This window comes from Pseudoxanthomonas dokdonensis, from assembly GCF_001431405.1.
Taxonomy (GTDB): domain Bacteria; phylum Pseudomonadota; class Gammaproteobacteria; order Xanthomonadales; family Xanthomonadaceae; genus Pseudoxanthomonas_A; species Pseudoxanthomonas_A dokdonensis.
On the sequence record NZ_LDJL01000004.1, the window covers coordinates 1 to 25,128 of the forward strand.

Below are 25,128 nucleotides of genomic sequence, written 5' to 3' on the forward strand. Positions count from 1 at the left end.
GGAAAAGGTGGCGGCCCCGCCAACTTGCCTCGGCGCCCGCGTCAGTCAATACCGTTGCTGCCTTCCGGCCCTGGCGGAGTTTTCAACCTAGCGTCGCGAGGGGCCGACGGGGCCACCATAGACACAGGCCGCGCAAGGCGCGGCCTTTTGATTCCGGCGAAGCGGTGCGGACAAAGCCGAACCCATCGCAGGGGCGCTATTGTCGGTCACGCCGAGGATTCCGGCAAGCGCGTTCATTGATGATGTGCGGTCGATGACTCTGGCAGTCCTGCCGTCTTGTTCTCTCGAGGTCCATCCCTCTCCGCCAGATACGCAAAAGCCCGCTTGCGCGGGGTTGCGTGTTTCAGAATTGGCTTCAGCGCCGGCGGGGATTCACTCGGGCCATCCGTGGCCCTCGCCCTGCGGGCAGCCTGCGGCTGTGCAGAACGGCAATCCTGCCGTTCTGTCGAACCGGGGTTCTCTCGAGGTCCATCCCTCTCCGCCAGATACGCAAAAGCCCGCTTGCGCGGGCTCATGCGTATCTGGCGGAGAGAGGGGGATTCGAACCCCCGAAGCGCGGTTTAGACGCTTACACACTTTCCAGGCGTGCTCCTTCAACCACTCGGACACCTCTCCGTGACCTGGACCGGCGCGGAGCCGGTGCGGGGCCGCAGATTCTAGCGGTCGCGGGCGCTGAATGCGAGTGTTTTGTGTGAACGCGCCGCCAGCGCCGGTCCGCGGGCAGGGCCGTCCGGGACGGTTGGATGATGACGGCTGCGGCATGCGGGGGACTTGACCAGCCGTGGCACAATGTCGGCATGTCCTATCTCGTCCTTGCCCGTAAGTGGCGCCCCCGGCGGTTTTCCGAGCTGGTGGGGCAGGAGCACGTGGTCCGTGCGCTCAGCAATGCGCTGGATACCGGTCGCGTGCACCATGCGTTCCTGTTCACCGGCACCCGCGGGGTCGGCAAGACCACCATCGCCCGCATCTTTGCCAAGTCGCTCAACTGCGAGCAGGGCACCAGCGCCGACCCGTGCGGGCAGTGCGCGGCCTGCCTGGACATTGATGCCGGCCGCTATATCGACCTGCTGGAAATCGACGCCGCCTCCAATACCGGTGTCGACGATGTGCGCGAAGTCATCGAGAACGCCCAGTACATGCCATCGCGTGGCAAGTTCAAGGTCTATCTGATCGACGAAGTGCACATGCTGTCGAAGGCGGCGTTCAATGCGCTGCTGAAGACCCTGGAAGAGCCGCCGGAGCACGTCAAGTTCCTGTTGGCGACCACCGACCCGCAGAAACTGCCGGTCACCGTGTTGTCGCGCTGCCTGCAGTTCAACCTCAAGCGCCTGGATGAAGACCAGATTGCCGGCCAGGTCGGCAAGATCCTGCAGGCCGAACAGATCGAAACCGAACCCGGCGCGATCCGGATGATCGCCAAGGCCGCCGACGGCAGCCTGCGTGATGGCCTGTCGCTGCTCGACCAGGCCATCGCCTACGCTGGCGGCGCGCTCAAGGATGACGGCGTGCGCAACATGCTTGGCACGGTTGACCGCGCCCAGGTCGCGGCCATGCTGGCGGCGCTGGCTGACGGCGATGGCGATCGTCTGCTGCAGGTAGTCAGCGGGCTGGCCGAATTCTCGCCGGACTGGAGCGGGGTGCTGGATGCGCTGGCCGAAGCGCTGCACCGGATCCAGGTCCGCCAGCTGGTGCCCAGCGCCGCGATCGACAGTGATGCCTTGGATACCCAGCCGTTTGCCGACCAGCTGCGCCCGGAAGTGGTGCAGCTGTGGTATCAGATGGCGATCAACGGTCGCCGCGATCTGCATCTGGCGCCGAGCCCGCGCGCCGGCTTCGAAATGAGCCTATTGCGGATGCTGGCATTCCGGCCGGCGAGCGCCGATGAGGCGCCGGCGGCTGGTAGTGCCGGTAGTTGCTCCAGCCGCCAGACCGGTCAAGGCAAGCCGTCCACGGCAAATGCCGCGACCACCCCCGCGGAAGCCAGTGCGGGACGGGATGCAAGCGCAACTGGCGCTGCCGCGGTGGCTGCACCGATGGCACCGTCAACTGCCACTGAGGCTGATGCCGTCATCTCCACGCCAGCGCCGAGCCCTGCTGACACCCGACTCGCCAACGCTGATCCCGCGACTGACAGCGCGCCGCCCTGGGACGAGCCGGAGCCGCCGGTCGTCCGCGCCACGCCACCAGCTCAGGTAACCGTAGCCGCGCCGGCACCGGCCAGGCCGCTGACGCCGATACAACGGGAGGCAACGTCATCCGATATCGGCATCACCAACGCCGACGTCTGGCTGCATTTCGCCAGCCATAGCGACATCAAGGGTGCGACCCGGCAACTGATCGAGAATGCCGCGTTCTGCGCCTACGCCGACGGCACCCTGACCCTGACCCTGGACCCGGGCTTCGACTACCTGCGCTCGGATCGCTCGATTGCCGAACTCGGCAAGGCCATCGCCGACCGTTATGGCAGCGCGCCGCGGATTGTTTTCCAGGCCGCCGCCCCCAGCTCTGAGACGTTGCAGCAGCGCAATCATCGCCAGCGCAACGAACAGCAGAGCGCCGCCGAGCAGGCGTTCATGCAGCATCCCGATGTACAGCGGTTGATCGAACAACACGGCGCGACCGTGGTGCCCGATTCCATCCGACCTTTCGAAGACTAGACAACACGAGTAACCGAACATGCGTGGAAATATCGCCCAACTCATGCAACAGGCGCAGAAGATGCAGGAAAACCTGCAGAAGGCGCAGGCTGAACTGGCCCAGCTCGAAGTCACCGGCAGCGCCGGTGGCGGCATGGTCAGCGTGACCCTGACCGGCAACAAGGAATGCCGCAAGGTGCGCATCGATCCTTCGATCCTGTCGGATCAGGAAATGGCTGAGGATCTGATTGCCGCTGCCTTCAACGACGCTTCCAACAAGGTCGATGCCGAGTCGAAGGAGCGGATGGGTTCGGCCACCGCCGGCATGCCGATGCCGCCCGGCATGAAGCTGCCGTTCTGATCACGCTTTCGTGCACGCAAGACGCCGGTGACCCGCGCGGATGAGCGTTTCGCTGCTTGAACAATTGATTGAAGCCCTGCGGGTGCTGCCAGGCGTCGGCCAGAAGTCGGCGCAGCGGATGGCCTACCACCTGCTGGAGCGCGAGCGCAGCGGTGGCAAGCGGCTGGGCCAGGCCCTGGCCGAGGCGATGGAAGGCATTGGCCATTGCGGGCAATGCCGCGATTTCACCGAAGGCGAAATCTGCGCGACCTGCGCCAGTGGCAGCCGCGACCGGCAGCTGTTGTGCGCGGTGGAATCGCCGGCGGATCGGTTGGCGATAGAACAGGCTACCGGCTATCGCGGGGTGTACTTCGTGTTGCAGGGGCGGTTGTCGCCGCTGGATGGCATTGGTCCGCACGAGCTTGGCCTGGACCAGCTGGGGCAACGCCTTGCACAGGGCGAAGTCAGCGAACTGATCATCGCCACCAACCCCACCGTTGAAGGCGAGGCCACCGCGCATTACCTGGCCCAGCTGGCGCGCCAGCATGGCGTGCGTCCCAGCCGGCTGGCCCATGGCGTTCCATTGGGCGGTGAGCTGGAATACGTCGATCGCGGCACCCTGTCGCACGCCTTCGGCTCGCGTCTGGACATGTAGATGCGGATCCTGCGCGGATTGCTGTGGATCGCGATCCTGGCCGCGCTGCTGCTGTGGCTGATGAGCGCAGTGCCGGCATTGCAGCGGCCCGGCCTGCTGTGGGAACTGTGGCGCTCGGCGCCCCCGCAAACCGTGCTGGTGCCGGTCGACAACGTGCGCGCACAGGATATCGCCGATACCTGGGGCGGCGCGCGCAGTGGCGGGCGAGGTCATCAAGGGGTCGATATCTTTGCGCCACGCGGCACACCGGTGCGCTCGGTCGGCCCGGGCATCGTGCTGCAGGTCGGCCACAACACCCTCGGCGGCAACGTGGTGTGGGTGCTCGGCCGTGGCCGCCAGCGGCATTACTATGCGCATCTGGACAGTTTTGGTCCGGTCAGCCGTGGCGATCTGATCGAGAGTGGGCAACTGCTCGGCCATGTCGGTGATTCCGGCAATGCCAAGGGCACGCCGACCCACCTGCATTACGGTATCTATGTGCCTGGCCAGGGTGCGATCAATCCATGGCCGATGCTGCGCGACCTTCCTGAACCATCCAGCGAGACAAAGCGATGACTGAAAACGACACCCTGTTCGGCAAGATCATCCGCCGCGAGATCCCGGCGACCATCGTCTACGAGGACGAGCACGTGCTCGGCTTCAAGGACATCGCCCCGCAGGCGCCGGTGCATATCCTCTTCATACCCAAGCAGGTGCTGATCCCGACGCTGGATGACCTGCAGCCCGAACACGCCGAACTGGTCGGGCGGCTGGTGCTGGCCGCCGCCCACTATGCCCGCGAGCAGGGGTTTGCCGAAGACGGCTACCGGGTGGTGATGAACTGCCGCGAACACGCCGGCCAGACGGTCTTCCATATCCACCTGCACCTGTTGGCCGGTACCCAGCTCGGGCGCTTCGGTGCGCCGGTCTGAGCGCCGGTCGCCAATCAGCGTGCAACAGAAAACGCCGCCCATGAGGGCGGCGTTTTCATTCGATGATGGAGATCGAAGGTGGTGGTGGTGGCTTACCACCAACCGCCGCGGTAACCCCAGCCCCAGCCCGGGCCCCAGTACGGGCCTGGACCCCAGAACGGGTCATAGAACGGCGAGGCGATGACGTCCACTTCGCGCACTTCCGGCCACAGGTAGACGACATTGGCGGCCAGTCGCGGCAGTTTGTAGTCGTACTCACCGATGCGGGTGCTCTCGTAACCGTCGATGGTGCCGGCGAAGGTCACCTCGCGGCCGGGTGCGAATACCGCCGGGTCGTAGAAACCATCACGGCAGGCGACGAAGCGGCCGTCATCGGCATCCGGCGAGGAACTGAGCGGGCGGCCAGTGCTGCCGAGCGGGCGCGACACCAGCTGGAAGCAGGTCTGCTGCGGGCCGGGCGTGGTCTGGATGATCCGGCCACCCCAGCGGACCTGGGAGCCGACCTGGGCGCCGACGACCGCTTCGCGCGCGGTGATCGGAGCAAACGTGCCTTGCAGCGGCTGCGGCGCGCTGGCACACGCACCCAGCAGCGCAGCGGAGGCGGCGAGCATCAAAAAGCGAAACTTCATGACTGTTCTCCATGGTTCCGGGGGCGATGGCGGTGCAGATCCGCGATCAACGCGGACCGATCCCCCACCTCGGCAGCGTAGCGGAGTTCGCTGAAACGCTGGCTGAGTAATGCTACTAACTTTGCCTCTGCTGGCCGCGCTTTGCCGATCCGTTCGGCCCATGCCAATGCAGGTTCGTGGGGCTCGCGGGCCAGGCCCAGGCGGGCGTAGCGCGCATTCATCCGGTGCCAGGCACGCAGCAACGGGTCGCGTTCACGCTCGCCGCGGGCCAGCCAAAAGGCCATGCCGCCCAGCGCTGCCAGCGCCAGCACGGCGAACAGCAGCGCCAGCGAGCGTCCATGCAACCGTGGAAGGCCCAGGCCGGTCAACATGCGTTGCTGGCGGCTGGCATCGAACCCCAGTACCAGGTCGTTCCAGCCTCGGCGCAGCCAGTCGCCGACATCCCCCATCCGCGGGATCCCGCCGAGGCCACCGGCGGCGACATCGGCGCGATCGTCGAGCGTGTCGTAAATCCGTTCCGGCGCGACCGCGGCGGTAGGGTCCACGCGGACCCAGCCGCGTTGCGGCAACCAGACTTCGGCCCAGGCGTGGGCATCCTGCTGGCGCACGATCCAGTAGTCACCAAATGGATTGCGGTAGCCGCCGGCGTAACCGGTGACCACCCGCGCCGGAATACCGGCAGCACGCATCAGCACCACGAACGCCGAGCTGAAATGTTCGCAGTAGCCCTGCTTCTGGTCGAACAGGAATTCATCCACTGCATGCCGTCCCGGCAGTGGCGTGGTCAGGGTGTAGGCAAACGAGCCGGTAATCATCTCGAGCGCGCGTTTGACGATCGCGTCGTCGTCGTCGCCGAGTTCGGCGCGCCATTGGCGGGCCAGGGCATGGGTGCGCGGGTTGAAACCGTCGGGCAATGCCAGTGCGCGACGGCGCCAGCTGGGCGGCAGCTCCGGTTCGAACGTGCGCGGTGGCGACGACTGCATGCGCCAACGGGTCAGCGAGGTCAGCGGCTGCGCGGCATACAGACCGTGGTCACGGCCCAGGGTGCTGCCTGCTGGCGCGGCGTCGGGTAGATCCAGGGCGACCAGTTGCCGGCGCTCGGTGGGTTCCATCTCGATCTGGTAGTCCCAGTGCACGCTTCCGGGCGATGTGGCCGCCGCGGGCAATGCCTGGGTCCAACGTGGCCGGGTCCAGCTGCGGCCATCGAAATCCCACAGTACCGGTCCACGCCAGTAACGCTGCGCAGGAGCGGGCACGGCGCCGAAGAACTGCACGCGCAACGCCGGGCTGTCATCGGACATCAGGTCAAGCCAACCACCCGGCGACATTTCATCGGACAGGCCAAGACGCGCCAATGCGCGTTCGGGCACGCCCCAAAGCGGGCTGGCAAAGCGCGGGAAAAACCAGAATGCGGACAGCATCAGCGGCAGCCCGATCAGCACCAGCCTGCCGATGGCGAGCAGGCGCTGGCGCATCGACAGGTTGGTCAACTGTGGCTTGTTTGCGGCGTCGGCTTCGTTGTCGGCCAGCTGCGCCAGTGTCAGCAGGCCGGCCACGGTGCCGAGCAGGCCCAACGCCATGCTCAGCGGACCTTGATCCAGCAGGAACGCAGCGAAGGGTGCGAACAGGCTGAAGCCGACCAGGCTGCGCGCATCACGCAGGGAATGGGTTTCGGCTGGTTTGATCGCCAACATGGCCGCCAGCAAAGCGCAGCCGGTGTCGCGGCCGAAGTGCCGGCCCATCAGCATGAACACCGCCGCCAGCATCGCCAGCGCCAGCAGCACTCGCAGCAGGGCGGGCATGCGCTGTCGCCATGACAGCATCATCACCAGCAGCGTTGCGATGCCGATGCCCATCGCCAGCAGCGGTGGCAGCTGCAACAACAGGCACAGCAGGCACAACGCATTGGTGAGCATTGCCCACAAGCGGCTGCGCGCGGACAGCGTAGGCGGCGAAGATTCAGCCATCGGCGTGCGGCATCAGGGCGAGGGCGCGCAGGCAGGCGTGCCGGTGCGCATCACCCTGGCCGGCCTGCATCGGCGGATGGCCCGGCAGGCTGAGGCGATAGCGATGGCCCTGGCGTTCGGCCAGGTCCACCCACCAGGCCAACCGCTGGATGCGTGCCTCGCCGGCCAGGCCGCGGGTGTCGGCCCAGCCCAGCTCCAGATCCTTGCTGGATGACTGTTCGTATTCGCGCACCATCAGCTGGTCACGCCGGGCCGATGGTTTCCAGGCGATGGCACGGCGCGCATCGCCGGCGCGGTAGGCACGCAACTGGTGGACGTCGTCGCCGGCCGGATGCCGGCGTGCGCGGACGCCGTCACCGTGGGCCTGTGGCAACGGTGGCCCGTGGGTTTCCGGCGCCGGGTACACCAGCGCCGGCAGGTCCGGCCAGATCCACGCCCATGCCAGCGCCAGCCCCAACGGCTGGGTGGTGGCGATGCGGATGCGGTCCAGATCCAGCCAGCCGCGATGATGGGTGGGCACTACCAGCGCGGCCACCGCCGGCTCCTGCGCATCGATGTTGGCACTGCCGCGTGCGTCCAGGCAGATCAATTGCAGACCGCGGCGCGGGCGCTGATCGCGGTGCGACAGCGCCAGTTGCAGGTGCAGTGGTTTGCCGGCAGCGACCGGGTCGGCGGATATGGCTTCGATACGCAGGCCCGATAGCTGCAGATGGGCGCTTATCAGGCTGGCCAGGCCGGTCGCGGCCAGCAACAGCGCCAGCAGCAATGCCGGGTTGTTGTTGTAGTTCAAGGCCCCCAACGCCATGGTGAAGACCAGCACGCCGTAGAACAGGCCAAAGCGGGTCGGCAACACGTAGATCCGCTTGCGATCCAGTATCGCCGGCAGCGCTTCCGGGTGTCGCGGCCTGGCCAGCAGCGACAACCGGCGTTGCCATGGCTGAAACACTTCGGCCAGCGCTTTCAATCGACCGGTACCGCGAGCAGGATCGACTTGGCCAGCGAAGCGGTCGAGGCCGACTCGGCCTCGGCGCTCAGCCGGTGCGCGGCCACCGCCGGGAACAGGGCCTGGATGTCTTCGGGGATGACGTGGTTGCGCCCCAGCAACAATGCGTAGGCACGCGCCGCGCGCAGCAGGGCGATGCCGGCCCGTGGCGACAGGCCCACCCGCACGCCGGGGTGCTGGCGGCTGCGTGCCAGCAATGCCTGCACGTAGTGGATCAATGCTTCGCTGGCATGCACCCGGTCGACCGCCGCGCGCAATGCCAGCACGTCATCGGCCGACAGCAACGCCGCGGTCTGCGAGATCAGCTGGCGACGGTCGCTGCCGGCCAGCAACGCGCGTTCGGCATCGGCATTCGGGTAGCCCAGGTTGAGCCGCAACAGGAACCGATCCAACTGCGAATCCGGCAGCGGGTAGGTCCCGGACAGATCGACCGGATTCTGGGTGGCGATGACGAAGAACGGTTCCGAAAGCGGGTGGGTCACCCCGTCCAGGGTCACCTGATGCTCGGCCATGGCTTCAAGCAAAGCGCTCTGGGTACGCGGAGGGGCGCGGTTGATCTCGTCGGCCAACAGCACGTCGGTGAAGACCGGACCCGGGTGGAACTGGAACTGCCGCGATTGCGCGTCATACACCGACACGCCCAGGACATCGGCCGGCAACAGGTCGGAGGTGAACTGGACCCGCTGGAACCGCAGTCCCAGCGTCGCCGCCAGGGCATGCGCCAGTGTGGTCTTGCCCAGCCCGGGCAGGTCCTCGATCAGCAGATGGCCGTCGGACAGCAGCGCCACGAACGCCAGCCGCACCTCATGGGTCTTGCCCAGCAACAATCCGTTGACTTGCTGTTGGGCATTCTTCAATGCGTTTTGCAGGGCTTCGGATAGCATAGGGCGCGCGCTGGGGATGGCTGACATGGCTCTCGGGCAATCTCGTAATTGTGAGGAAGTGTAGCGGCATGCAGGCACCACCACGTGGCAAACAGGTTTTCCTAGCACTCTGGATCGCGGTAACGGTGATCAAGGTCATCATCGCGGCGCGGTTGCCACTGTTCGTGGACGAGGCTTTCTACTGGCAGGAGGGCCAGCATCTGGCCGCTGCCTACTCGGATCTGCCGGGGCTGACTGCGTGGCTGATTCGGCTGGGGGTGGAGATGTTCGGCCCGCACGTGCTGTCGGTGCGGCTGCCATTCCTGCTGATGGCGGCGTTGCTGCCGTGGCTCATCGCCCACATCAGCGCGCGCTGGTTTGGCGAAGCGATCGGCTGGCAGGCCGGCACCGTGGTGCTGGTGATGCCGCTGTCGGGCACGCTGGGCATCCTGGCATTGCCGGACGTGCCAATGGCATTCGCGACGGTGTTGTGCCTGGATGCCGGCGCCCGCCTGCTGCGCAGCGTGGATGCCAGCTCGGCCGCGGAACTGGCATTGGGGCTGGCGATCGGCGCGCTCAGTCATTACCGCTTCGTCGGGGTCATCGGGGTCGGCCTGATCGCGCTGTTGCTGTTGCCGGAAGGGCGCCGGTTGCTGGCCGATGCACGGGTGTGGGTCGCGCTGGCGGTCGGCATCGTTGCCTGGGCACCGCTGGTGGCCTGGAATCTGGAATACGCCGACGCCGGGTTGCGCTTCCAACTGGTCGACCGCCATCCGTGGTCATTCCAGGCCAGTGGCGCGTGGTTCGTGCTGGTGCAGGCGCTGCTGGTCACGCCGCTGCTTTTCGTGGCGCTGGTGCAGGTGTTCATGCGCGCCTTCGATCGCAACAGCCAGATGCCGGCGCAGTGGCGCTACTTCGGCATCCTTGGCGGGGTCTCGACCGTGGGCTTCTTCGTGCTCGGCTTCTTCGCCGACGTCGAGCGGGTCAGCTTCCACTGGACCTTGCCCGGTTACCTGGCCCTGATCGTGGCGCTGCCTCTGCTGCTGCAGCAATGGCACAGGGGCTGGCGGATCGCGGCGTGGACGATGGCCGCCGTCGGCCTGGTCCTGGCCCTCGGCTTCTACGCCATGACGGCCAGCTCCAGCGCGCGCGAACATCTGTCCGGCAGCAAATACTATCCATACAACTTTGCCGGCTGGGAGCAGTTGGCAGCGGCGGTGCGTGCGGAGCAGGCCAGACTGGGTCCTGACAGCAAGCTGATTGCCGGCAGTTTCAAGATCGGTGCCGAGCTGGGATTCATGCTCGACGATGCCGACATCCCGGTGCTGGACCATCCACTCAACCACAAGCATGGCCGCGCACCGCAGCTGGATTTGTGGAAGCTGCATGTCAGCTCGGCCCCCGCCACCCCGGCCCTGATCGTGCTGGGCCCGGACGAAGTGAAGCTGCGTCAGCTGCTGCCTTACTACCAGCAGCTGTGCCAGACGCTCGGCACGCTGAAGTTGCTGCGCACGGTCGATGTCGACCACGGGTCCAGCCGTTTCCTGCTGCTGTCCTACACGCCGGCGGCCGAGCGCACCCCGGCTGCCGGCGATGACGGTGCCTGCATCACCCCGGCGGTGGCCTACATGGATCATGCATTGCAACGTGAGGGCGGCTCGCCAACGCTCCGGGTCAACGGCTGGGCGGCCAAGGACGGGGCCGGCATCGACAAGGTGGAAATCCTGTTGAATGGCAACAGCGCCGGTACGATCACGTACGGCATCAATGCGCAAAGTACGTTGCAGGACTTCCTGCAACGGCGCTCACGCGATCCCCATCAGCCATCGATTGGTTTCAGCGGCCAGCTACCCGCCGACAAGCTGAAACCAGGCGTCAACTGGCTGGGCCTGCGCCTGCACGGCGCCGATGGTTCGGTCGAGGACTGGAACGAGCAACGCCTGATCGTCGAGCCCTAGTGCTGTCGCCGCCGTGAACCGAGGTTGCGGATGACGGGAGCGTTCACGGTACGTTGAAACCTGCTTCGCGCAGCATCCGGCACAGGGCGATCAGCGGCAGCCCGATCAGGGCGGTGGGATCGTGCGAATCGATCGCCTCGAACAAGCTGATGCCCAGCCCTTCGCATTTGAAGCTGCCGGCACAGTCCAGGGGCAGCTCGGCGTCGATGTAGCGTTCGATCTCATCGCCGGTCAACCTGCGGAAGCGGACGACCGTGGTGTCGAGCGCCGCCCAGGACTGATCCTGGTGGAGCAGGCAGACGGCGGTGTGGAACACCACCTGCTGTCCCGACATCGCGCTCAACTGGGCGACCGCGGCTTCACGCTGGCCGGGCTTGCCGATGACTGCGCCGTTCAGCTCCGCGGTCTGGTCCGAACCGATCACGAAATGACCGGGCTGGCTGGCGGCGATTGCCGCGGCCTTGGCCTGCGCCAGCCGGGTGGCCAGCGCCGCCGGTGTCTCGCCAGCCAGCGGCGATTCATCTACTTCCGGACGGGCGACCCGGAACGGCAGCCGCAGCCGTTCCAGCAGTTCGCGCCGGTAACGGGAGGTGGAAGCAAGTAAAAGCGGCATAATGGCGTTCCTTGGCCGGGGCGGGGGACTCCAGTCTGACCGGGCCGGGGCGGGTCGGGCAAGGGTGGCGACCGGCGTGAAGGTGTTTGACACTTGCGGCGGCAATCCTTAACATTCTGCGGCTTATGTCCGCGAATACGCCCGAGATGTTGGATGCTTGGCGCATGGTCGCGGCCAGGCGCAGTTTTGAAGGCCGCCTGCCGCTGTCGTCCATGAAGCGTCTGCAGGGGCTTTTGGTTGATACCGAAGGCGAAGCGCGTTTTGCGATCGAGTTCGATCGCGATTCGTTGCAGGTGCCGTACGTGGAATTGCGAATCGATGCCGCGTTGCCGCTGGTTTGCCAGCGCAGCCTGGAGCGTTTCCTGTTGCCGGTGAGTATCGTGCAGCGCCTGGGACTGGTGAACGACGAAGCCGATGAGGCGGCGTTGCCACCGGATTACGAGGCATTGCTGGTGCCCGAGGACGGCATGCTGCATACCGCTGACATCGTCGAGGACGAACTGGTCCTGGCGGTACCGGCGCTGCCGCTGTCCCCCGATTCGGACGCAGTGGATCGCGACTGGCCGGCACAGGAAGAAGAACTGGCAAAAGCCAACCCGTTCGCGGCGCTGGCCTCGCTGAAAAAGAACTAGCCGCTTCGGCGGTCTGGCAACACGAATCTGACGATTCATTACAAGTTTAGAGCTGGAGCAATCCCATGGCTGTGCAGAAATCCCGAGTCACCCCGTCCCGCCGCGGTCAGCGTCGTTCGCATGACGCCCTGAGCGCCAAGCAGCTGTCCACCGACCCGACCAGTGGCGAAATCCACGTGCGTCACCACGTGACCGCCGACGGTTACTACCGTGGCAAGAAGGTCATCGCGACCAAGACGTCGGTCGCCGACGAAGATTGATGTTGCCGGCGTGCCACCATGGCACGCCAGCGCTCGTCTTGCTGGGTGGAAATCAGGGCCCGTTGCGGGCCAGCAACGGGAGAGGACATGAGTCAAACTCGGTCTAACGGGCGCATTTATTCGCGCATCGCCGGCACGGGCAGTTATCTGCCCGAGAAAGTCCTGACCAACGACGACCTCAGCAAGATGGTCGATACCAGTGACGAGTGGATCCGCACCCGTACCGGTATCGAAGAAAGGCACATCGCCGCTGATGGCCAGACCACCAGCGATCTGGCCTACCAGGCCGCCCTGCGCGCCATGGAAGCGGCCGGCATCGGCGCCGCCGACCTCGACATGATCGTGGTCGGCACCACCACCCCGGATTTGATTTTCCCGTCCACCGCCTGCCTGCTGCAGGCGCGGTTGGGTGCCAATGGCTGCGCGGCGATGGACGTCAACGCGGCCTGTTCCGGGTTTGTCTACGCCCTCAGCGTGGCCGACAAATTCATCCGTAGCGGCGACGCCAGGCATGTGCTGGTGGTCGGTGCCGAGACCCTGAGCCGGATCGTCGACTGGACCGAGCGCACCACCTGCGTGCTGTTTGGCGATGGCGCCGGCGCGGTGGTGCTGAAGGCCGACGACCAGACCGGCATCCTCAGCACCCACCTGCATGCCGATGGCAGCAAGAAAGAACTGCTGTGGAACCCGGTCGGGGTATCGGCCGGTTTCCAGCATGACCAGTACAACAGCGGCAGCAGCATCCAGATGAAGGGCAACGACGTGTTCAAGTACGCCGTCAAGGCGTTGGACTCGGTCGTTGACGAAACCCTGGAAGCCAACGGTCTGGGCAAGCATGACCTGGACTGGCTGATCCCGCACCAGGCCAACCTGCGCATCATCGAAGCCACCGCCAAGCGCCTGGACATGTCGATGGATCAGGTAGTAGTAACCGTCAACCGCCACGGCAACACCTCGGCCGCGTCGGTACCGCTGGCCCTGGACGAAGCGGTCCGCTCCGGACGGGTCGAGCGCGGCCAGTTACTGCTGCTGGAGGCCTTCGGCGGCGGCTTCACCTGGGGCTCGGCGCTGCTGCGCTACTAATCATTTGGCGTTCCCGTAGAGCGGAGCTTGCTCCGCTATCGCTCGGGAGCCAGCCATTTTGCGTTCCTGTAGAGCGGAGCTTGCTCCGCTGTTGCCTATGCAGCGGAGCAAGCTCCGCTCTACGGGGATTGTGTTGACGTCGCTGCGATTCGGCCTGTGGTAGATTCCACGCGCGCGCCAGCGGGCGCCACATTCCCCATGCAAGGAGCTCCAGAATGAAAGCCATCCGGTTCGCGGCCAATGCCGCGCTGTTGCTGTCCCTCCTGCCGGCATTCGCCTGGGCGCAATCCAGCACGGACGCGCCGGGGGCTTCGTCGGACCAGTGGCAGTTCCGCATCGCCCCCAACCTGTGGGCGGCCGGGCTTGACGGTACCAGCCGCGTCGGCGGCGCCAGTGAAACCCGGGTCGATGCGTCTTTCAGCGACATCACCGAGGTCCTGGACATGGGCTTCATGACCGCGCTGGAAGCACGCCGTGGCCCTTGGGGCATCGTCGGTGACGTGTTCTACGTCAATCTGGGCGAAAAGACCCAGCCGCTGCAGAACGACCTGGGCCGGGTCGATGCCTCTATCAAGAACACCATCTTCCATCTTGCCGTCGCCTATCGCGTCGCTGAAAGCGCCAGCGGCCATGTCGATGTGCTCGGCGGCGCGCGCTATAGCGAAGTCGAGAGCGAGCTGAAGCTGCCAAGCAGCACCACTTATCCCGATGGCGTGCGGGTCAAGGGCAGCGATGACTGGGTCGATGCCATCGTCGGCCTGCGCGGCGTGCATCGCTTCAATGACAAGTGGGCCGCCAATGGCTACGTCGACGTTGGCCTGGGCGGTGATGATTCGTCATGGCAGGCGATGGCCGGCATCGAGTACGTGATCTCGCACACCACCCAGGTGGAGTTCGGTTATCGCTACCTGTCGCAGGACTACGACAGTGCCAAGTTCGCCTATGAGATGGATACCGCCGGCCCGTTCCTGGGCATGAGCTTCTGGTTCTGACGCAGCGGCGCACAGCGCACGCGGTCGCCATTGAATGCGGGCAGCGCATCCGCGTCGGCGCGTCGCGTCCGCGTTGCGACATACGCCGTCGTACAGACAAACTGGCGCTTTCGCCCGTATCATCCCCGCTCGCTTTTTGAAGGGGTCCTGAGTGACTGATACCCAATTGGCTTTCGTATTCCCCGGACAGGGTTCCCAATCGCTGGGAATGCTGGCCGAGCTTGCGCAGGCGCATCCGATCATCGGTGAGACCTTCGCCGAAGCCTCCGCCGGTGCCGACGTGGATCTGTGGACGCTGTCACAGGACGGACCGGAAGAAACCCTCAATCGCACCGAATACACCCAGCCTGCGCTGCTGGCGGCCAGCGTCGCCGTCTGGCGTTTGTGGAACAGCCAGCGTGGCCAGCGGCCATTGGTATTGGCCGGCCATAGCCTGGGCGAATACAGCGCCCTGGTCGCGGCTGGCGTCATCAGCCTGCATGACGCGGCGCGCCTGGTCCGCACGCGTGGCCAGCTGATGCAACAAGCCGCGCCGGAAGGCGTCGGCTCGATGGCCGCGGTGCTCGGCGCCGAGGACGCGCTGGTACTGGAAATCTGCCAGCAGGCGTCGGATGAGCAGGTGGTGGTGCCGGCCAATTTCAACTCGCCGGGCCAGATCGTCATCGGCGGTCACAGTGCGGCCGTTGATCGCGCGATTGCGCTGCTTGGCGAGCGTGGCGTGCGCAAGGTGGTCAAACTGGCGGTCAGCGTGCCTTCGCACACCCCGCTGATGCGTGACGCCGCCGATCGCCTGGCCGACGCCATGCAATCGGTGAGCTGGCAGATGCCGGAAGCGGCATTGCCAGTGGTGCAGAACGTCGACGCGCGCGTCCACCAGGGCGTGGATGCGATCCGTGACGCGCTGGTGCGGCAGCTTTACCTGCCGGTGCAGTGGACCGGCTGCGTGCAGGCACTGGCGGCGATGGGCGTCAGCCAAGTACTGGAATGCGGCCCGGGCAAAGTGCTGAGCGGCTTGATCAAGCGTATCGACAAATCATTGCCGGCCGCCTCGCTGGCAACGCCGGCGGATTATTCGGCGGCACTGGAACAGTGGGTACACTGATATCCCGGTACTGGCCGCGCCGGCAGGCGCGACGTCCCCGGGCATCGGTTTTTTGCCATAAGCAAACAAGGAAATACGGATGAACAAGCCTTTACAGGGCGAAGTCGCGCTGGTCACCGGCGCCAGCCGCGGCATCGGCGCGGCCATTGCCGATCAACTGGCAGAGCAGGGCGCGACCGTCATCGGCACCGCCACCAGCGAAAGCGGCGCCCAGGCGATCGCGGATCGGCTGGCGGCACATGGCGGCCATGGCCGTGCACTCGACGTCACCGACGCCGCCGCGGTCGAAGCGCTGATCGATGCGGTCGGCAAGGACATCGGCGCCATCAGCATCCTGGTCAACAACGCCGGCATCACCCGTGACAACCTGTTGATGCGGATGAAGGAAGAAGACTGGCAGGCGATCATCGACACCAACCTGACCAGCGTCTACCGCACCTCCAAGGCGGTGATGCGCGGGATGATGAAGGCACGCAAGGGCCGCATCATCAACATCGCTTCGGTCATTGGCCTGACCGGCAACCCTGGCCAGGCCAACTACGCGGCGGCCAAGGCCGGCATCATCGCGTTCTCGAAATCGCTGGCCAAGGAAATCGGCAGCCGCGGGGTGACCGTCAACGTGGTCGCGCCCGGCTTCATCGACACCGACATGACCAAGTCGCTGCCGGAGGAATCGCGCACCGCGCTGATCCAGCAGATCGCGCTGGCGCGACTGGGCGATCCGGCCGACATTGCCAACGCCGTGGCCTTCCTCGCCGGCCCCTGTGCCAGCTACATCACCGGCGAAACCCTGCATGTGAATGGCGGCATGTACATGCCGTGAGGCTTGTATGTGGCGTAAGTATTTGATTCACTGGTGATTGCGCGGGCCTGCCCGTCATCGCCGCTTTCCACTAAACTATCCCTTGTTTACCAATCTCCGTCTGGAGCGAAATCCATGAGCACTATTGAAGAACGCGTCAAGAAAATCGTTGTTGAACAGCTTGGCGTCAAAGAAGATGAAGTCACCACCAGCGCATCGTTCGTCGATGACCTCGGCGCCGACTCGCTCGACACCGTTGAACTGGTGATGGCACTGGAAGAAGAGTTCGAGTGCGAAATCCCGGACGAAGAAGCCGAGAAGATCACCTCGGTGCAGCAGGCCATCGACTACGTCAAGGCGCACGTCAAGGCCTGATCGACAGGTTCTGCTGTTCCGTGTCGGGGCCGCGCATGCGGCCCCGCGCGTATCCAGAGATACATGCGCCCGCGTAGGGTGTTTTTTTGATGAGGAATTGCATATGAGCCAGCGTCGCGTTGTTGTCACCGGCATGGGCATGTTGTCGCCGCTGGGCAATGATCTGGCCAGCAGCTGGGATGGCATCGTCAATGGCCGCTCCGGTCTTGGCCCGATCACCCATTTCGATGCTTCGGCCTATACCACCCGCATCGCGGGCGAGATTCGCGATTTCGATCCCACCACCTTCGTGTCGCCGAAAGACGCCAAGAAGATGGACTCGTTCATTCATTACGGCATCGCCGCCTCGCTGATGGCGATGGACGATTCCGGCCTGGAAGTCACCGAAGCCAACGCCGAGCGCGTTGGTGCGCTGATCGGTGCCGGCATCGGCGGCATCCTCGGTATCGAGGAGCAGTCGATCAAGCTGGCCGAAGGCGGCCCGCGCAAGGTGTCGCCGTTCTACATCCCCAGCACCATCATCAACATGCTGCCCGGCCAGCTGAGCATCATGAAAGGCCTGAAAGGCCCCAATTTCTCGGCGGTGTCGGCCTGCGCCACCTCCAACCATTCAATCGGCATGGCCATGCGCATGATCCAGTACGGCGATGCCGACGTGATGGTCGCCGGCGGTGCCGAACGCGGCTCGTCGCCGAGCTCGGTGGCCGGCTTCTGCGCGATGAAGGCGATGTCGACCCGCAACGACGATCCGCAGCGCGCCTCGCGTCCGTGGGACAAGGACCGCGACGGTTTCGTGCTCGGCGATGGCGCCGGCATCCTGGTGCTCGAGGAATACGAACACGCCAAGGCCCGTGGCGCACGCATCTACTGCGAGCTGGCCGGCTTCGGTGCCAGCTCCGACGCGTACCACATGACCGCACCCAGCGAGAACGGTGAAGGCCCGGCCCGCTGCATGGCCTCGGCGATGAAAGACGCCGGCGTCAACCCGCAACAGATCCAGTACCTCAACGCGCACGGCACCTCGACCCCGCTCGGCGACCTGGCCGAAACCCTGGCGATGAAGCGGGTGCTGGGCGATCACGCCTATAAGACCATGGTCAGCTCGACCAAGTCGATGACCGGCCATCTGCTGGGTGCCGCCGGTGGCGTGGAGGCGATCTTCTCGGTGCTGGCGCTGCACCACGGCATCATCCCGCCGACCATCAACCTGGATGAACCGGGTGAAGGCTGCGATCTGGATTACGTGCCCAACGTCGCCCGCGAAGCCAAGGTCGACGTGGTGATGTCGAACGGCTTCGGCTTCGGCGGAACCAACGGCACGCTGGTGTTCAAGCGCATCTGATCGCGACGTGGTGCATGGTCATCGGACCATGCACCAGCCACGCGCGACCGCCGCGCTGCCTTGCCAGTGGACGTTGGCGACAGCCTGTGGATGGATCTGTTCCCCGGCTACCAGCCCTGTTGTCTGCTGGCGCTCCTCGCAAAGTCATTGATCCCCGGCCCGTGCCGGGCTGGCGAACATGATCGAAACCCGCGCACTGCACGATTCAACCGATCTGCTGGCATTGCATCGGCTGGCCCCGACACGTTATCCGGTGTTGCTGGAATCAGCCGCCTCCGGTACCGCCCAGGGCCGCTGGGACATGCTGCTGCTGGCCGACGGCGACGGCCTGCAGTTGTCCACCGATGGGATCACCCGTTCGCTCGACGGCATTGCCGAGACAGGCGATTTCCTGTCATTGCTGGATGCACGCTGGCAGTCGCTGCGGTTGCCGAAGGAAGAGCCGCGCTGGCCGTTCCGCGGCGGCTGGGCGCTGTTGCTCAATTACGAACTGGCCGCCCAGGTCGAACCGATCCTGAGCCTGCCCGGCGCCGATGACGGCAGTCCGGTGGCGCTGGCGTTGCGCTGCCCGGCGGCGATCCTGCGTGACCATGCCAGCGGCACCTGCATCGCGCTGGCCGAAGCCGGGCAGGGCCATTGGCTGGATGCCATCCAGGCCGACGCATTGGCCGCCGCCGATCTGCCGCCGCTGCCGTCATGGCAACCGCCGGCAACCCTGGAAGAAGATCCGCCGCGGCAGTTCATCGACGGCATCGGCCGGATTCTCGAATACCTGCGTGCCGGTGACATCTTCCAGGTCAATCTGTCGCGCGGCTGGCGCGCTGGTTTCCCGCAGGGACTTGAGCCGGCGCTGCTGTACCAGCGCCTGCGCAGCGCCAATCCTGCGCCGTTTGCCGGCCTGTTCGCGCAATCGCCGTGGGCGGTGGTGAGTTCTTCGCCCGAGCGCCTGGTCTCGGTGCGCGGCGAGGTGGTCGAGACCCGGCCCATCGCCGGCACCCGTCCACGCTTCGAGGGCGACGATGACGGCGAACGCATCCGCGAACTGGTCGGCCACCCCAAGGAACGCGCCGAACACGTGATGCTGATCGACCTGGAGCGCAACGACCTCGGCCGGGTCTGCGAAGCCGGCAGCGTGCAGGTCGACGAGCTGATGACGGTGGAAAGCTATGCCCACGTCCACCACATCGTCAGCAACGTGCGTGGCCGCTTGCGCGACGATGCGACGCCGGGCGAGGTGATCCGCGCCACGTTCCCGGGCGGCACCATCACCGGCTGTCCCAAGGTCCGCTGCATGCAGATCATCGCCGAGCTGGAGCAGGTGCCACGCGGTGCCTATACCGGCGCCTTTGGCTGGCTAAACCGTGATGGCGACATGGATCTGAACATCCTGATCCGCACGCTGCAGATGCGCCGTGCCGATGACGGTGGCAGCGCGCTGTGGTTCCGTACCGGGGCTGGCATCGTCGCCGATTCGGATGCCGACAGGGAGCTGGATGAAACCCGGGCCAAGGCCCGCGGCATGCTGCGCGCACTGGGTGCCGAATGAAGCGGCCGTGGCCGCTGGCGGCGTGCTCAAGGTATCCTGCACGACTGTTCCTCTCATCCAGGGTTTTCCGTGGCGTCAGGCTGTAAACGTGGTTGTCGCGCGCTGCTCATGGCAGCGCTGCTGGTACTGCTGGTGGTCGCGATCGTGGCGGCCTGGGGCTGGCACCGCTACGCGGCCTTCAGCCGCGGCCCGCTGGCCACGGTGGCGCCGCACAGCCGGGTCACGGTCGCCCCGGGCGACTCGTTCCGCGGCATGCTCGCGCGCATGCGCGGCCAGGGCGTCAGCCAGGGCTCGGATCTGGAATGGCTGTTGCTGGGCCGGCAACTGGATGCGGCCGGCAAGCTCAAGGTCGGCGAGTACGCACTGGAACCAGACGACAGCCCGCGTGAGCTGCTGTTGCGGATGCGCAATGGCAAGACCATCCAGTACCGCTTCACCATCGTCGAAGGCTGGAACATCCGTCAGCTGCGCGCCGCCATCAACCGCGCCAGCCCGCTCAAGCACCTGAGCGCGGAGATGGACGATGCTGCCCTGATGACGGCGCTGGGCCATGCCGGCGAGCATCCGGAAGGCCGGTTCCTGCCAGAGACTTACCTATACACCAGCAGCGACAGCGACCTGGATGTGCTCAAGCGCGCGCATGCGGCGATGCAGAAGGCCTTGGCAGCGGCGTGGAAAGCACGGCAGCCGGGCCTGCCCCTGGTCAACGCCGACGAAGCATTGGTGCTGGCCTCGATCATCGAGAAGGAAACCGGCCTGGCCAGTGAGCGGCCTGCCATCGCCGGCGTGTTCGTCCGGCGGCTCGAACAAGGCATGAAACTGCAGACCGACCCGACCGTCATCTACGGCATCGGCAGCGGCTACGACGGCAACATCCGCCGTCGCGATCTGGTCACCGACACGCCTTACAACACCTATACCCGCTTCGGCCTGCCACCGACGCCGATTGCGATGCCCGGCGTCGATGCGTTGCAGGCCGCGGTGCGGCCACAGCCCGGCAAGGCGCTGTACTTCGTCGCCGTCGGCGATGGCAGTGGCCGGCACGTGTTCTCCGACAGCCTGTCCGCGCACAACACGGCGGTCAGCACCTACCTGCGTACCCGCCGGCAGACCTTGCAGCAGGCAGGCGGGGCCGCCGCGCCGCAGCTCGACGCCGCCCCTGCCGAGGGGGCCCAGGACGCCGACGCCGATAGCGACAAGCCGGCCGACGGCAGCGAGCCCGGCCGATGAGTGCGGCCCTGTTGACCCATCCACGTCTGGTGACCCTGGAAGGTGGCGAGGGCGCCGGCAAGACCAGTGCGATCACCGCCATCCGCGAACAGCTGCAGGCACGTGGGCACGAAGTGGTGCTGACCCGCGAACCCGGTGGTACACCGCTGGCCGAGCGCATCCGCGAACTGCTGCTGCATCCACAGGAAGAAACCCTGCAGCCGGAAACCGAATTACTGCTGATGTTCGCCGCACGCGCCCAGCACGTGCAGCAGGTGGTCCGACCGGCACTGCAACGCGGCGCATTCGTGGTCAGCGATCGCTTCACCGATTCCAGCTATGCCTACCAGGGCAACGGCCGCGGACTGGACGTCGACTGGATCCAGGATCTGGAACGCCGCGCAGTGGGCCTGCGCCCGGGGCTGACCCTGTTGCTGGATCTGGACGTGCGCGCCGGTCGTGCGCGTACCGTCGGCCGCGACCTGTGGCCGGACCGGATCGAGCGCGAACAGGATGATTTCTTCGAACGCGTGCGCGAGGGTTTCCGCCAGCGGGCGGCCGCCGAGCCGCAGCGGTTCCGGCTGATCGATGCCGCGCAGACGCCGACCGAGGTCGCGGCTTCGGTCACGCGCGCGCTCGGCGACTGGCTGGATGGTCTGGCATGAACGAGTTCTCGCCCTGGCAGCAGCGCGCCTACGACCACGCGGTCGCGGCACTGGACAGCGGCCGCATGGGCCATGCGTTGCTGGTCTGCGGCCCGGCCGGGCTAGGCCAGCAGGAAGTGGTGGCGCGGCTGGCGCTGCACGTGCTGGCCAAGGGCGACCGGGGCGACCGCGCACGCGCGCAGCAGTTGATCGCCGCCGGTACTCACCCGGACCTGCAGCTGGTCTCGTTCATCCCGAACAAGGAAGGCACCCGCCTGCGCAGCGAGATCGTGATCGAGCAGATCCGCGGCTTGTCGCAGAAGCTTGCGTTGACGCCGCAATATGGCGAAGCCCAGGTCGCCATCGTCGATCCTGCCGATGCCATCAACAACGCTGCCAGCAACGCCCTGCTGAAAACGCTGGAAGAGCCGGCACCGGGGCGCTACCTGTGGCTGCTCAGCGCGCAGCCGGCACGGCTGTCGGCGACCATCCGCAGTCGTTGCCAGAAGCTGGAGTTCCGGCTGCCGCCGCACGCCGAAGCACTGGCCTGGCTGCAGGCGCAGGGCCATGCACCTGCGCTGGCCAGCGAAGCACTCGAGGCCGCGCGTGGCCATCCGGGGATCGCCCTGGACTGGCTGCAGAATGACGGCCTGGCCCTGCGTCGGCAGGTCGCCGAGGACTTGCAGAAGCTCGAGCGTGGCGAAATGGGCGCCAACGAAACCGCGCAGCGCTGGGCTGCCGACGAGCAACTTCACGCACGCTTGAGCCATGCCGCCGATATCGTACTGGCGTGGGCCGGCGAAACCGGCTTGACCAACCCGTCGCGATTGAACAAGCTCAGCGCATGGTTCGACGCGGCCAACCGCACCCGCGACCTGTTGCGGACCACCATCCGCGCGGATCTGGCGGTGGCGGATCTGCTGCTTGGCTGGGTCATGGCCGACCGGACCGCCAGCCGCGGCCGCGCACGCAAACAAGGGGAATGATTGGAATGAATGCAGCAGCAGGTCGTCAGGGCATCCTTTCGTTGGCGGTCAAGGACAAGGCCGCGTTGTACAACGCCTACATGCCGTACATGAAACAGGGCGGCATCTTCGTGCCCACGCCGAAGCGCTATTTCCTGGGCGACGAGGTGTTCCTGCTGTTGACTTTGCCTGACTCCAGCGAACGCCTGCCGGTGGCTGGCAAGGTCGTATGGGTGACGCCAATCGGCGCGCAGGGCAATCGCACCGCCGGCATCGGCGTGCAGTTTGCCGAAGGTGCCGAAGGCGAAGCGGTCAAGAACCGCATCGAAACCCAACTGGCGGGCACCCTCGGCGCGGACAAGCCGACGCACACCATGTAACCCGGGATGCTGCAATCCGCCGCGCTGCGGCGGGCGCTGATCCAGCGAAAAAAAAAGCAGGCCTCAGCCTGCTTTTTTCTTGCCCGCTATGGCGCGGCGGCTCAGCGCAGCGCCGGCGAGTCCCAGCCTGGACGCGGAGCGAAGCGATCACCATGGCGCGCCTGCAGCGCCTTCAGTTTTTCCAGCAGGGCGTCCGGGCCCGCGCTCCTGACGTACTGGATCGGACCGCCGCGGAACGGCGCGAAGCCGGTACCGAAGATCACACCGGCATCCAGCAGATCCGCGTCGGCGACCACGCCATCATGGAGACAGGCGACCGCTTCGTTGAGCAGCGGCAGGATCAGGCGATCCTCCAGATCGCTGGGCGCCTGGTAGCCCTCGGCCACTTCCGGCTTGACCGGCTTGCCGGCTTCCCACTTGTACAGGCCCTGGCCATCCTTCTTGCCGCGCTTGCCTTGTTCGACGTTGCCCAGCGCCGCCGGCAGGGTCAGGCCGAGGAACGGTGACAGCTCCTTGCCGACGCCGGCGGCGACATCCAGTCCGACCGTGTCGATCAGTTCAATCGGCCCCATCGGCATGCCGAAGCGGACCGCCGCCTTGTCGATGACCGCGCCGGGAATCCCTTCGGCATACGCGTGCGCCGCTTCCAGCATGTACGGGAACAACACCCGGTTGACCAGGAACCCCGGCGTGCCGGCGACCGGCACCGGCAACTTGTCCAGCGCCTTGCAGAATGCCGCCAGGCGCTTCTGGGTGGTCCCGGCCATCTGATCGTGGTGGACGATCTCCACCAGCGGCATCAGGGCGACCGGATTGAAGTAGTGCAGGCCGGCAAACTGCGCCGGGCGCTGGATATGTTCGCGCAGTTCCACCAGAGGTATCGACGAGGTATTGCTGGTCAGCAATGCATCGGCCTTCAGTTGCGGCTCGACGCTCTGGTAGAGCTCGCGCTTGGCTTCCGGGTTCTCGATGATCGCCTCGATCACCAGATCCGCGCTGGCGATGCCGGCCCCGGCCAGATCGCTTTTCAGGCGTGCGGCAACCGCGGGCCGCTTGCTGTCGTCCTTGACCCGCTTGGCAAACAGCTCCTCGGCCCGGCTGATGGCGCCATCGATGAAACGTTGCTCGCGGTCCTGCAGGGTGACGTTGAAGCCCTTGTAGGCCGACCAGGCGGCAATGTCGCCGCCCATCACCCCGGCACCGACCACGTGCACATGCTCGATGCCGTGATCCTTGCCGGCCAGGCCCTTGAGCCGTTCGGTCAGGAAGAACACCCGGATGAGATTGCGCGCGGTCGGCGTACCGGCCAGCTTGACCACGGCCTTGCGCTCGGCGTCCAGCCGCGCCTGGATGCTGCTGCCGCCGGTGCGCTGCCAGACATTGATCAGCGCGTAAGGCGCCGGATAGTGTTCCTTGCGCGCCTTGCGCGCGACCTGCTTGGTCATCTGCGGCGCCAGCAGCTGGCGCGCAGGCCAGGTGTTGGTGACCCAGCCCAGCAGGCGCTGCTTGAACGGGCGCTGGGTGCCTTTCAGCGCCAGCGAGGCGGCCGAATCGATCAGCACCGCCTTGTCCACCACCTTGTCGACCAGGCCGATGCCACGCGCGGCACTCGCCGACAGCGTGCGGCCGGTCAGCATCATGTCCATCGCCGCCGGTGCGCCGACCAGCGACGGCAGGCGCGCGCTGCCGCCCCAGCCGGGGAAGATGCCGAGCTTGGTTTCCGGCAAGCCGATACGGGTCGAGGGATCATTGCTGGCGACCCGATAGCGGCAGGCCAGCGATATCTCGGTACCACCGCCCATGCAGAAGCCATGGATCGCCGACACCGTCGGGCAGGGCAGCTCGGCCAGTTTCTGGAACACTGCCTGGCCGCGGCGGATGGCATCGTTGACCGTGCCCTTGCGGTCGAACTCCTGGAATTCCTTGAGGTCGGCGCCGGCGATGAAGCCAGAGGCCTTGGCCGAACGGATCACCACGCCCTTGGGCGGATCGATGGCCAGCCGTTCCAGCAGGTCGTCCAGCTCGATCAGCACATCCTGCGAGAACGCATTGACCGATGCGTCCTGGCGATCGAACGCCAGCACCACCACGCCGTCGTCGCGCAGCTCGGTTTGCCAATGGCTGAATCGCAGCCCATCAAAGTTTGCGGTCATCAGAAGACCATCCGTTCACGTATGGATAAGGTCGCTATCATCCCGATCTTGTTTAACCGGCGTCAAAT

General features: G+C 65.9%; 25 protein-coding genes, 1 tRNA gene and 1 other RNA gene. 19 read left to right on the forward strand and 8 right to left on the reverse strand.

Going from position 1 to position 25,128, the window contains the following annotated elements:
- Window positions 1-13 precede the first annotated feature (13 nt).
- Both ffs and ABB29_RS03070 read right to left on the reverse strand, forming a co-directional pair.
- An RNA gene (ffs, locus tag ABB29_RS16020) (signal recognition particle sRNA small type) lies at window positions 14-110 on the reverse strand.
- Between the two features lie 412 nt (window positions 111-522).
- Window positions 523-615, reverse strand: a tRNA-Ser gene (locus ABB29_RS03070).
- A gap of 182 nt (window positions 616-797) precedes the next feature.
- Between ABB29_RS03070 and dnaX the strand changes: the two genes are divergently transcribed.
- The 5 genes from dnaX to ABB29_RS03095 are packed head-to-tail and all read left to right on the forward strand — an operon-like array spanning window position 798 to window position 4,542.
- Window positions 798-2,657, forward strand: coding sequence for a DNA polymerase III subunit gamma/tau (dnaX, locus tag ABB29_RS03075; protein WP_057657161.1), 1,860 nt, complete (start codon window positions 798-800; stop codon window positions 2,655-2,657).
- 19 nt (window positions 2,658-2,676) lie between these two features.
- Window positions 2,677-2,997 carry a YbaB/EbfC family nucleoid-associated protein gene (locus ABB29_RS03080; RefSeq protein ID WP_057657162.1) on the forward strand — a complete coding sequence of 107 codons (321 nt, stop codon included), beginning with the start codon at window positions 2,677-2,679 and terminating at the stop codon, window positions 2,995-2,997.
- Window positions 2,998-3,037: 40 nt separating this feature from the next.
- Complete coding sequence (recR, locus tag ABB29_RS03085) at window positions 3,038-3,631, forward strand: recombination mediator RecR (RefSeq protein WP_057657163.1); 594 nt, start codon at window positions 3,038-3,040, stop codon at window positions 3,629-3,631.
- Complete coding sequence (locus ABB29_RS03090) at window positions 3,632-4,186, forward strand: M23 family metallopeptidase (RefSeq protein ID WP_083487422.1); 555 nt, start codon at window positions 3,632-3,634, stop codon at window positions 4,184-4,186. It begins immediately after the preceding gene.
- A complete protein-coding gene (locus tag ABB29_RS03095; RefSeq protein WP_057657164.1) occupies window positions 4,183-4,542 on the forward strand; it encodes a histidine triad nucleotide-binding protein in 360 nt (119 codons plus the stop codon). Before ABB29_RS03090 ends, ABB29_RS03095 begins: the two co-directional genes overlap by 4 nt.
- Window positions 4,543-4,634: 92 nt before the next feature.
- Here the strand turns inward: ABB29_RS03095 and ABB29_RS03100 are convergent, their stop codons facing one another.
- Genes ABB29_RS03100 through ABB29_RS03115 form a run of 4 tightly spaced genes read right to left on the reverse strand, consistent with a single transcriptional unit; the run spans window position 4,635 to window position 9,025 of the window.
- A complete protein-coding gene (locus ABB29_RS03100; RefSeq protein ID WP_057657165.1) occupies window positions 4,635-5,171 on the reverse strand; it encodes a Slp family lipoprotein in 537 nt (178 codons plus the stop codon).
- Complete coding sequence (locus ABB29_RS03105) at window positions 5,168-7,138, reverse strand: transglutaminase TgpA family protein (RefSeq protein ID WP_057657166.1); 1,971 nt, start codon at window positions 7,136-7,138, stop codon at window positions 5,168-5,170. The genes ABB29_RS03100 and ABB29_RS03105 overlap by 4 nt, the downstream gene beginning before the upstream one ends.
- Entirely contained in the window at window positions 7,131-8,093 is a 963-nt protein-coding gene (locus ABB29_RS03110) for a DUF58 domain-containing protein (protein WP_057657520.1), read from the reverse strand. The genes ABB29_RS03105 and ABB29_RS03110 overlap by 8 nt, the downstream gene beginning before the upstream one ends.
- Window positions 8,094-8,098: 5 nt before the next feature.
- Window positions 8,099-9,025 carry an AAA family ATPase gene (locus ABB29_RS03115; RefSeq protein WP_157062475.1) on the reverse strand — a complete coding sequence of 309 codons (927 nt, stop codon included), beginning with the start codon at window positions 9,023-9,025 and terminating at the stop codon, window positions 8,099-8,101.
- Between the two features lie 68 nt (window positions 9,026-9,093).
- On the opposite strand from ABB29_RS03115, the gene ABB29_RS03120 reads away from it, so the two are divergent.
- Window positions 9,094-10,962 carry an ArnT family glycosyltransferase gene (locus tag ABB29_RS03120; RefSeq protein ID WP_057657168.1) on the forward strand — a complete coding sequence of 623 codons (1,869 nt, stop codon included), beginning with the start codon at window positions 9,094-9,096 and terminating at the stop codon, window positions 10,960-10,962.
- A gap of 43 nt (window positions 10,963-11,005) precedes the next feature.
- Here the strand turns inward: ABB29_RS03120 and ABB29_RS03125 are convergent, their stop codons facing one another.
- A complete protein-coding gene (locus tag ABB29_RS03125) occupies window positions 11,006-11,575 on the reverse strand; it encodes a Maf family protein (RefSeq protein WP_057657169.1) in 570 nt (189 codons plus the stop codon).
- 125 nt (window positions 11,576-11,700) lie between these two features.
- Here ABB29_RS03125 and ABB29_RS03130 point away from each other — a divergent pair, with 125 nt between their 5' ends.
- The 13 genes from ABB29_RS03130 (at window position 11,701) to ABB29_RS03190 (ending at window position 22,907) form a co-directional block, all read left to right on the forward strand.
- Window positions 11,701-12,207 (forward strand): YceD family protein, encoded by a 507-nt coding sequence (locus ABB29_RS03130; protein ID WP_057657170.1) that lies wholly within the window; start codon window positions 11,701-11,703, stop codon window positions 12,205-12,207.
- A gap of 65 nt (window positions 12,208-12,272) precedes the next feature.
- Window positions 12,273-12,467, forward strand: a complete 195-nt coding sequence (gene rpmF, locus ABB29_RS03135; protein WP_057657171.1) for a 50S ribosomal protein L32 — start codon at window positions 12,273-12,275, stop codon at window positions 12,465-12,467.
- An 87-nt stretch (window positions 12,468-12,554) separates the two neighbouring features.
- Window positions 12,555-13,550: a beta-ketoacyl-ACP synthase III gene (locus ABB29_RS03140; protein WP_057657172.1), complete on the forward strand. Its 996-nt coding sequence runs from the start codon at window positions 12,555-12,557 to the stop codon at window positions 13,548-13,550.
- A 215-nt stretch (window positions 13,551-13,765) separates the two neighbouring features.
- Window positions 13,766-14,542, forward strand: a complete 777-nt coding sequence (locus ABB29_RS03145; protein ID WP_057657173.1) for an outer membrane beta-barrel protein — start codon at window positions 13,766-13,768, stop codon at window positions 14,540-14,542.
- A 151-nt stretch (window positions 14,543-14,693) separates the two neighbouring features.
- On the forward strand, window positions 14,694-15,644 hold the full coding sequence (fabD, locus tag ABB29_RS03150) for an ACP S-malonyltransferase (protein ID WP_057657174.1): 951 nt from the start codon (window positions 14,694-14,696) through the stop codon (window positions 15,642-15,644).
- 79 nt (window positions 15,645-15,723) lie between these two features.
- Window positions 15,724-16,467 (forward strand): 3-oxoacyl-ACP reductase FabG, encoded by a 744-nt coding sequence (fabG, locus tag ABB29_RS03155; RefSeq protein ID WP_057657175.1) that lies wholly within the window; start codon window positions 15,724-15,726, stop codon window positions 16,465-16,467.
- A gap of 114 nt (window positions 16,468-16,581) precedes the next feature.
- Window positions 16,582-16,821, forward strand: a complete 240-nt coding sequence (gene acpP, locus ABB29_RS03160) for an acyl carrier protein (RefSeq protein ID WP_057657176.1) — start codon at window positions 16,582-16,584, stop codon at window positions 16,819-16,821.
- A 103-nt stretch (window positions 16,822-16,924) separates the two neighbouring features.
- Window positions 16,925-18,163 (forward strand): beta-ketoacyl-ACP synthase II, encoded by a 1,239-nt coding sequence (gene fabF, locus ABB29_RS03165; RefSeq protein ID WP_083487424.1) that lies wholly within the window; start codon window positions 16,925-16,927, stop codon window positions 18,161-18,163.
- Between the two features lie 178 nt (window positions 18,164-18,341).
- Complete coding sequence (locus ABB29_RS03170) at window positions 18,342-19,709, forward strand: aminodeoxychorismate synthase component I (protein WP_057657178.1); 1,368 nt, start codon at window positions 18,342-18,344, stop codon at window positions 19,707-19,709.
- 108 nt (window positions 19,710-19,817) lie between these two features.
- Window positions 19,818-20,939 (forward strand): endolytic transglycosylase MltG, encoded by a 1,122-nt coding sequence (mltG, locus tag ABB29_RS03175; RefSeq protein WP_057657179.1) that lies wholly within the window; start codon window positions 19,818-19,820, stop codon window positions 20,937-20,939.
- On the forward strand, window positions 20,936-21,583 hold the full coding sequence (gene tmk, locus ABB29_RS03180; protein ID WP_057657180.1) for a dTMP kinase: 648 nt from the start codon (window positions 20,936-20,938) through the stop codon (window positions 21,581-21,583). The genes mltG and tmk overlap by 4 nt, the downstream gene beginning before the upstream one ends.
- Window positions 21,580-22,548 carry a DNA polymerase III subunit delta' gene (locus tag ABB29_RS03185; protein WP_057657181.1) on the forward strand — a complete coding sequence of 323 codons (969 nt, stop codon included), beginning with the start codon at window positions 21,580-21,582 and terminating at the stop codon, window positions 22,546-22,548. The genes tmk and ABB29_RS03185 overlap by 4 nt, the downstream gene beginning before the upstream one ends.
- Before the next feature lie 5 nt (window positions 22,549-22,553).
- Window positions 22,554-22,907 (forward strand): PilZ domain-containing protein, encoded by a 354-nt coding sequence (locus tag ABB29_RS03190; RefSeq protein WP_057657182.1) that lies wholly within the window; start codon window positions 22,554-22,556, stop codon window positions 22,905-22,907.
- 101 nt (window positions 22,908-23,008) lie between these two features.
- Here ABB29_RS03190 and ABB29_RS03195 read toward each other — a convergent pair whose 3' ends face one another.
- Window positions 23,009-25,060 (reverse strand): 3-hydroxyacyl-CoA dehydrogenase NAD-binding domain-containing protein, encoded by a 2,052-nt coding sequence (locus ABB29_RS03195; RefSeq protein WP_057657183.1) that lies wholly within the window; start codon window positions 25,058-25,060, stop codon window positions 23,009-23,011.
- Window positions 25,061-25,128 lie beyond the last annotated feature (68 nt).

Bases quoted from the DNA above. Each gene is read 5' to 3' on its own strand.
- dnaX (WP_057657161.1), top strand. From the start codon at position 798: ATGTCCTATCTCGTCCTTGCCCGTAAGTGGCGCCCCCGGCGGTTTTCC.
- ABB29_RS03080 (WP_057657162.1), top strand. From the start codon at position 2,677: ATGCGTGGAAATATCGCCCAACTCATGCAACAGGCGCAGAAGATGCAG.
- recR (WP_057657163.1), top strand. From the start codon at position 3,038: ATGAGCGTTTCGCTGCTTGAACAATTGATTGAAGCCCTGCGGGTGCTG.
- ABB29_RS03090 (WP_083487422.1), top strand. From the start codon at position 3,632: ATGCGGATCCTGCGCGGATTGCTGTGGATCGCGATCCTGGCCGCGCTG.
- ABB29_RS03095 (WP_057657164.1), top strand. From the start codon at position 4,183: ATGACTGAAAACGACACCCTGTTCGGCAAGATCATCCGCCGCGAGATC.
- ABB29_RS03100 (WP_057657165.1), bottom strand. From the start codon at position 5,171: ATGAAGTTTCGCTTTTTGATGCTCGCCGCCTCCGCTGCGCTGCTGGGT.
- ABB29_RS03105 (WP_057657166.1), bottom strand. From the start codon at position 7,138: ATGGCTGAATCTTCGCCGCCTACGCTGTCCGCGCGCAGCCGCTTGTGG.
- ABB29_RS03115 (WP_157062475.1), bottom strand. From the start codon at position 9,025: ATGCTATCCGAAGCCCTGCAAAACGCATTGAAGAATGCCCAACAGCAA.
- ABB29_RS03120 (WP_057657168.1), top strand. From the start codon at position 9,094: ATGCAGGCACCACCACGTGGCAAACAGGTTTTCCTAGCACTCTGGATC.
- ABB29_RS03125 (WP_057657169.1), bottom strand. From the start codon at position 11,575: ATGCCGCTTTTACTTGCTTCCACCTCCCGTTACCGGCGCGAACTGCTG.
- ABB29_RS03130 (WP_057657170.1), top strand. From the start codon at position 11,701: ATGTCCGCGAATACGCCCGAGATGTTGGATGCTTGGCGCATGGTCGCG.
- rpmF (WP_057657171.1), top strand. From the start codon at position 12,273: ATGGCTGTGCAGAAATCCCGAGTCACCCCGTCCCGCCGCGGTCAGCGT.
- ABB29_RS03140 (WP_057657172.1), top strand. From the start codon at position 12,555: ATGAGTCAAACTCGGTCTAACGGGCGCATTTATTCGCGCATCGCCGGC.
- ABB29_RS03145 (WP_057657173.1), top strand. From the start codon at position 13,766: ATGAAAGCCATCCGGTTCGCGGCCAATGCCGCGCTGTTGCTGTCCCTC.
- fabG (WP_057657175.1), top strand. From the start codon at position 15,724: ATGAACAAGCCTTTACAGGGCGAAGTCGCGCTGGTCACCGGCGCCAGC.
- acpP (WP_057657176.1), top strand. From the start codon at position 16,582: ATGAGCACTATTGAAGAACGCGTCAAGAAAATCGTTGTTGAACAGCTT.
- fabF (WP_083487424.1), top strand. From the start codon at position 16,925: ATGAGCCAGCGTCGCGTTGTTGTCACCGGCATGGGCATGTTGTCGCCG.
- ABB29_RS03170 (WP_057657178.1), top strand. From the start codon at position 18,342: ATGATCGAAACCCGCGCACTGCACGATTCAACCGATCTGCTGGCATTG.
- mltG (WP_057657179.1), top strand. From the start codon at position 19,818: ATGGCAGCGCTGCTGGTACTGCTGGTGGTCGCGATCGTGGCGGCCTGG.
- tmk (WP_057657180.1), top strand. From the start codon at position 20,936: ATGAGTGCGGCCCTGTTGACCCATCCACGTCTGGTGACCCTGGAAGGT.
- ABB29_RS03185 (WP_057657181.1), top strand. From the start codon at position 21,580: ATGAACGAGTTCTCGCCCTGGCAGCAGCGCGCCTACGACCACGCGGTC.
- ABB29_RS03190 (WP_057657182.1), top strand. From the start codon at position 22,554: ATGAATGCAGCAGCAGGTCGTCAGGGCATCCTTTCGTTGGCGGTCAAG.
- ABB29_RS03195 (WP_057657183.1), bottom strand. From the start codon at position 25,060: ATGACCGCAAACTTTGATGGGCTGCGATTCAGCCATTGGCAAACCGAG.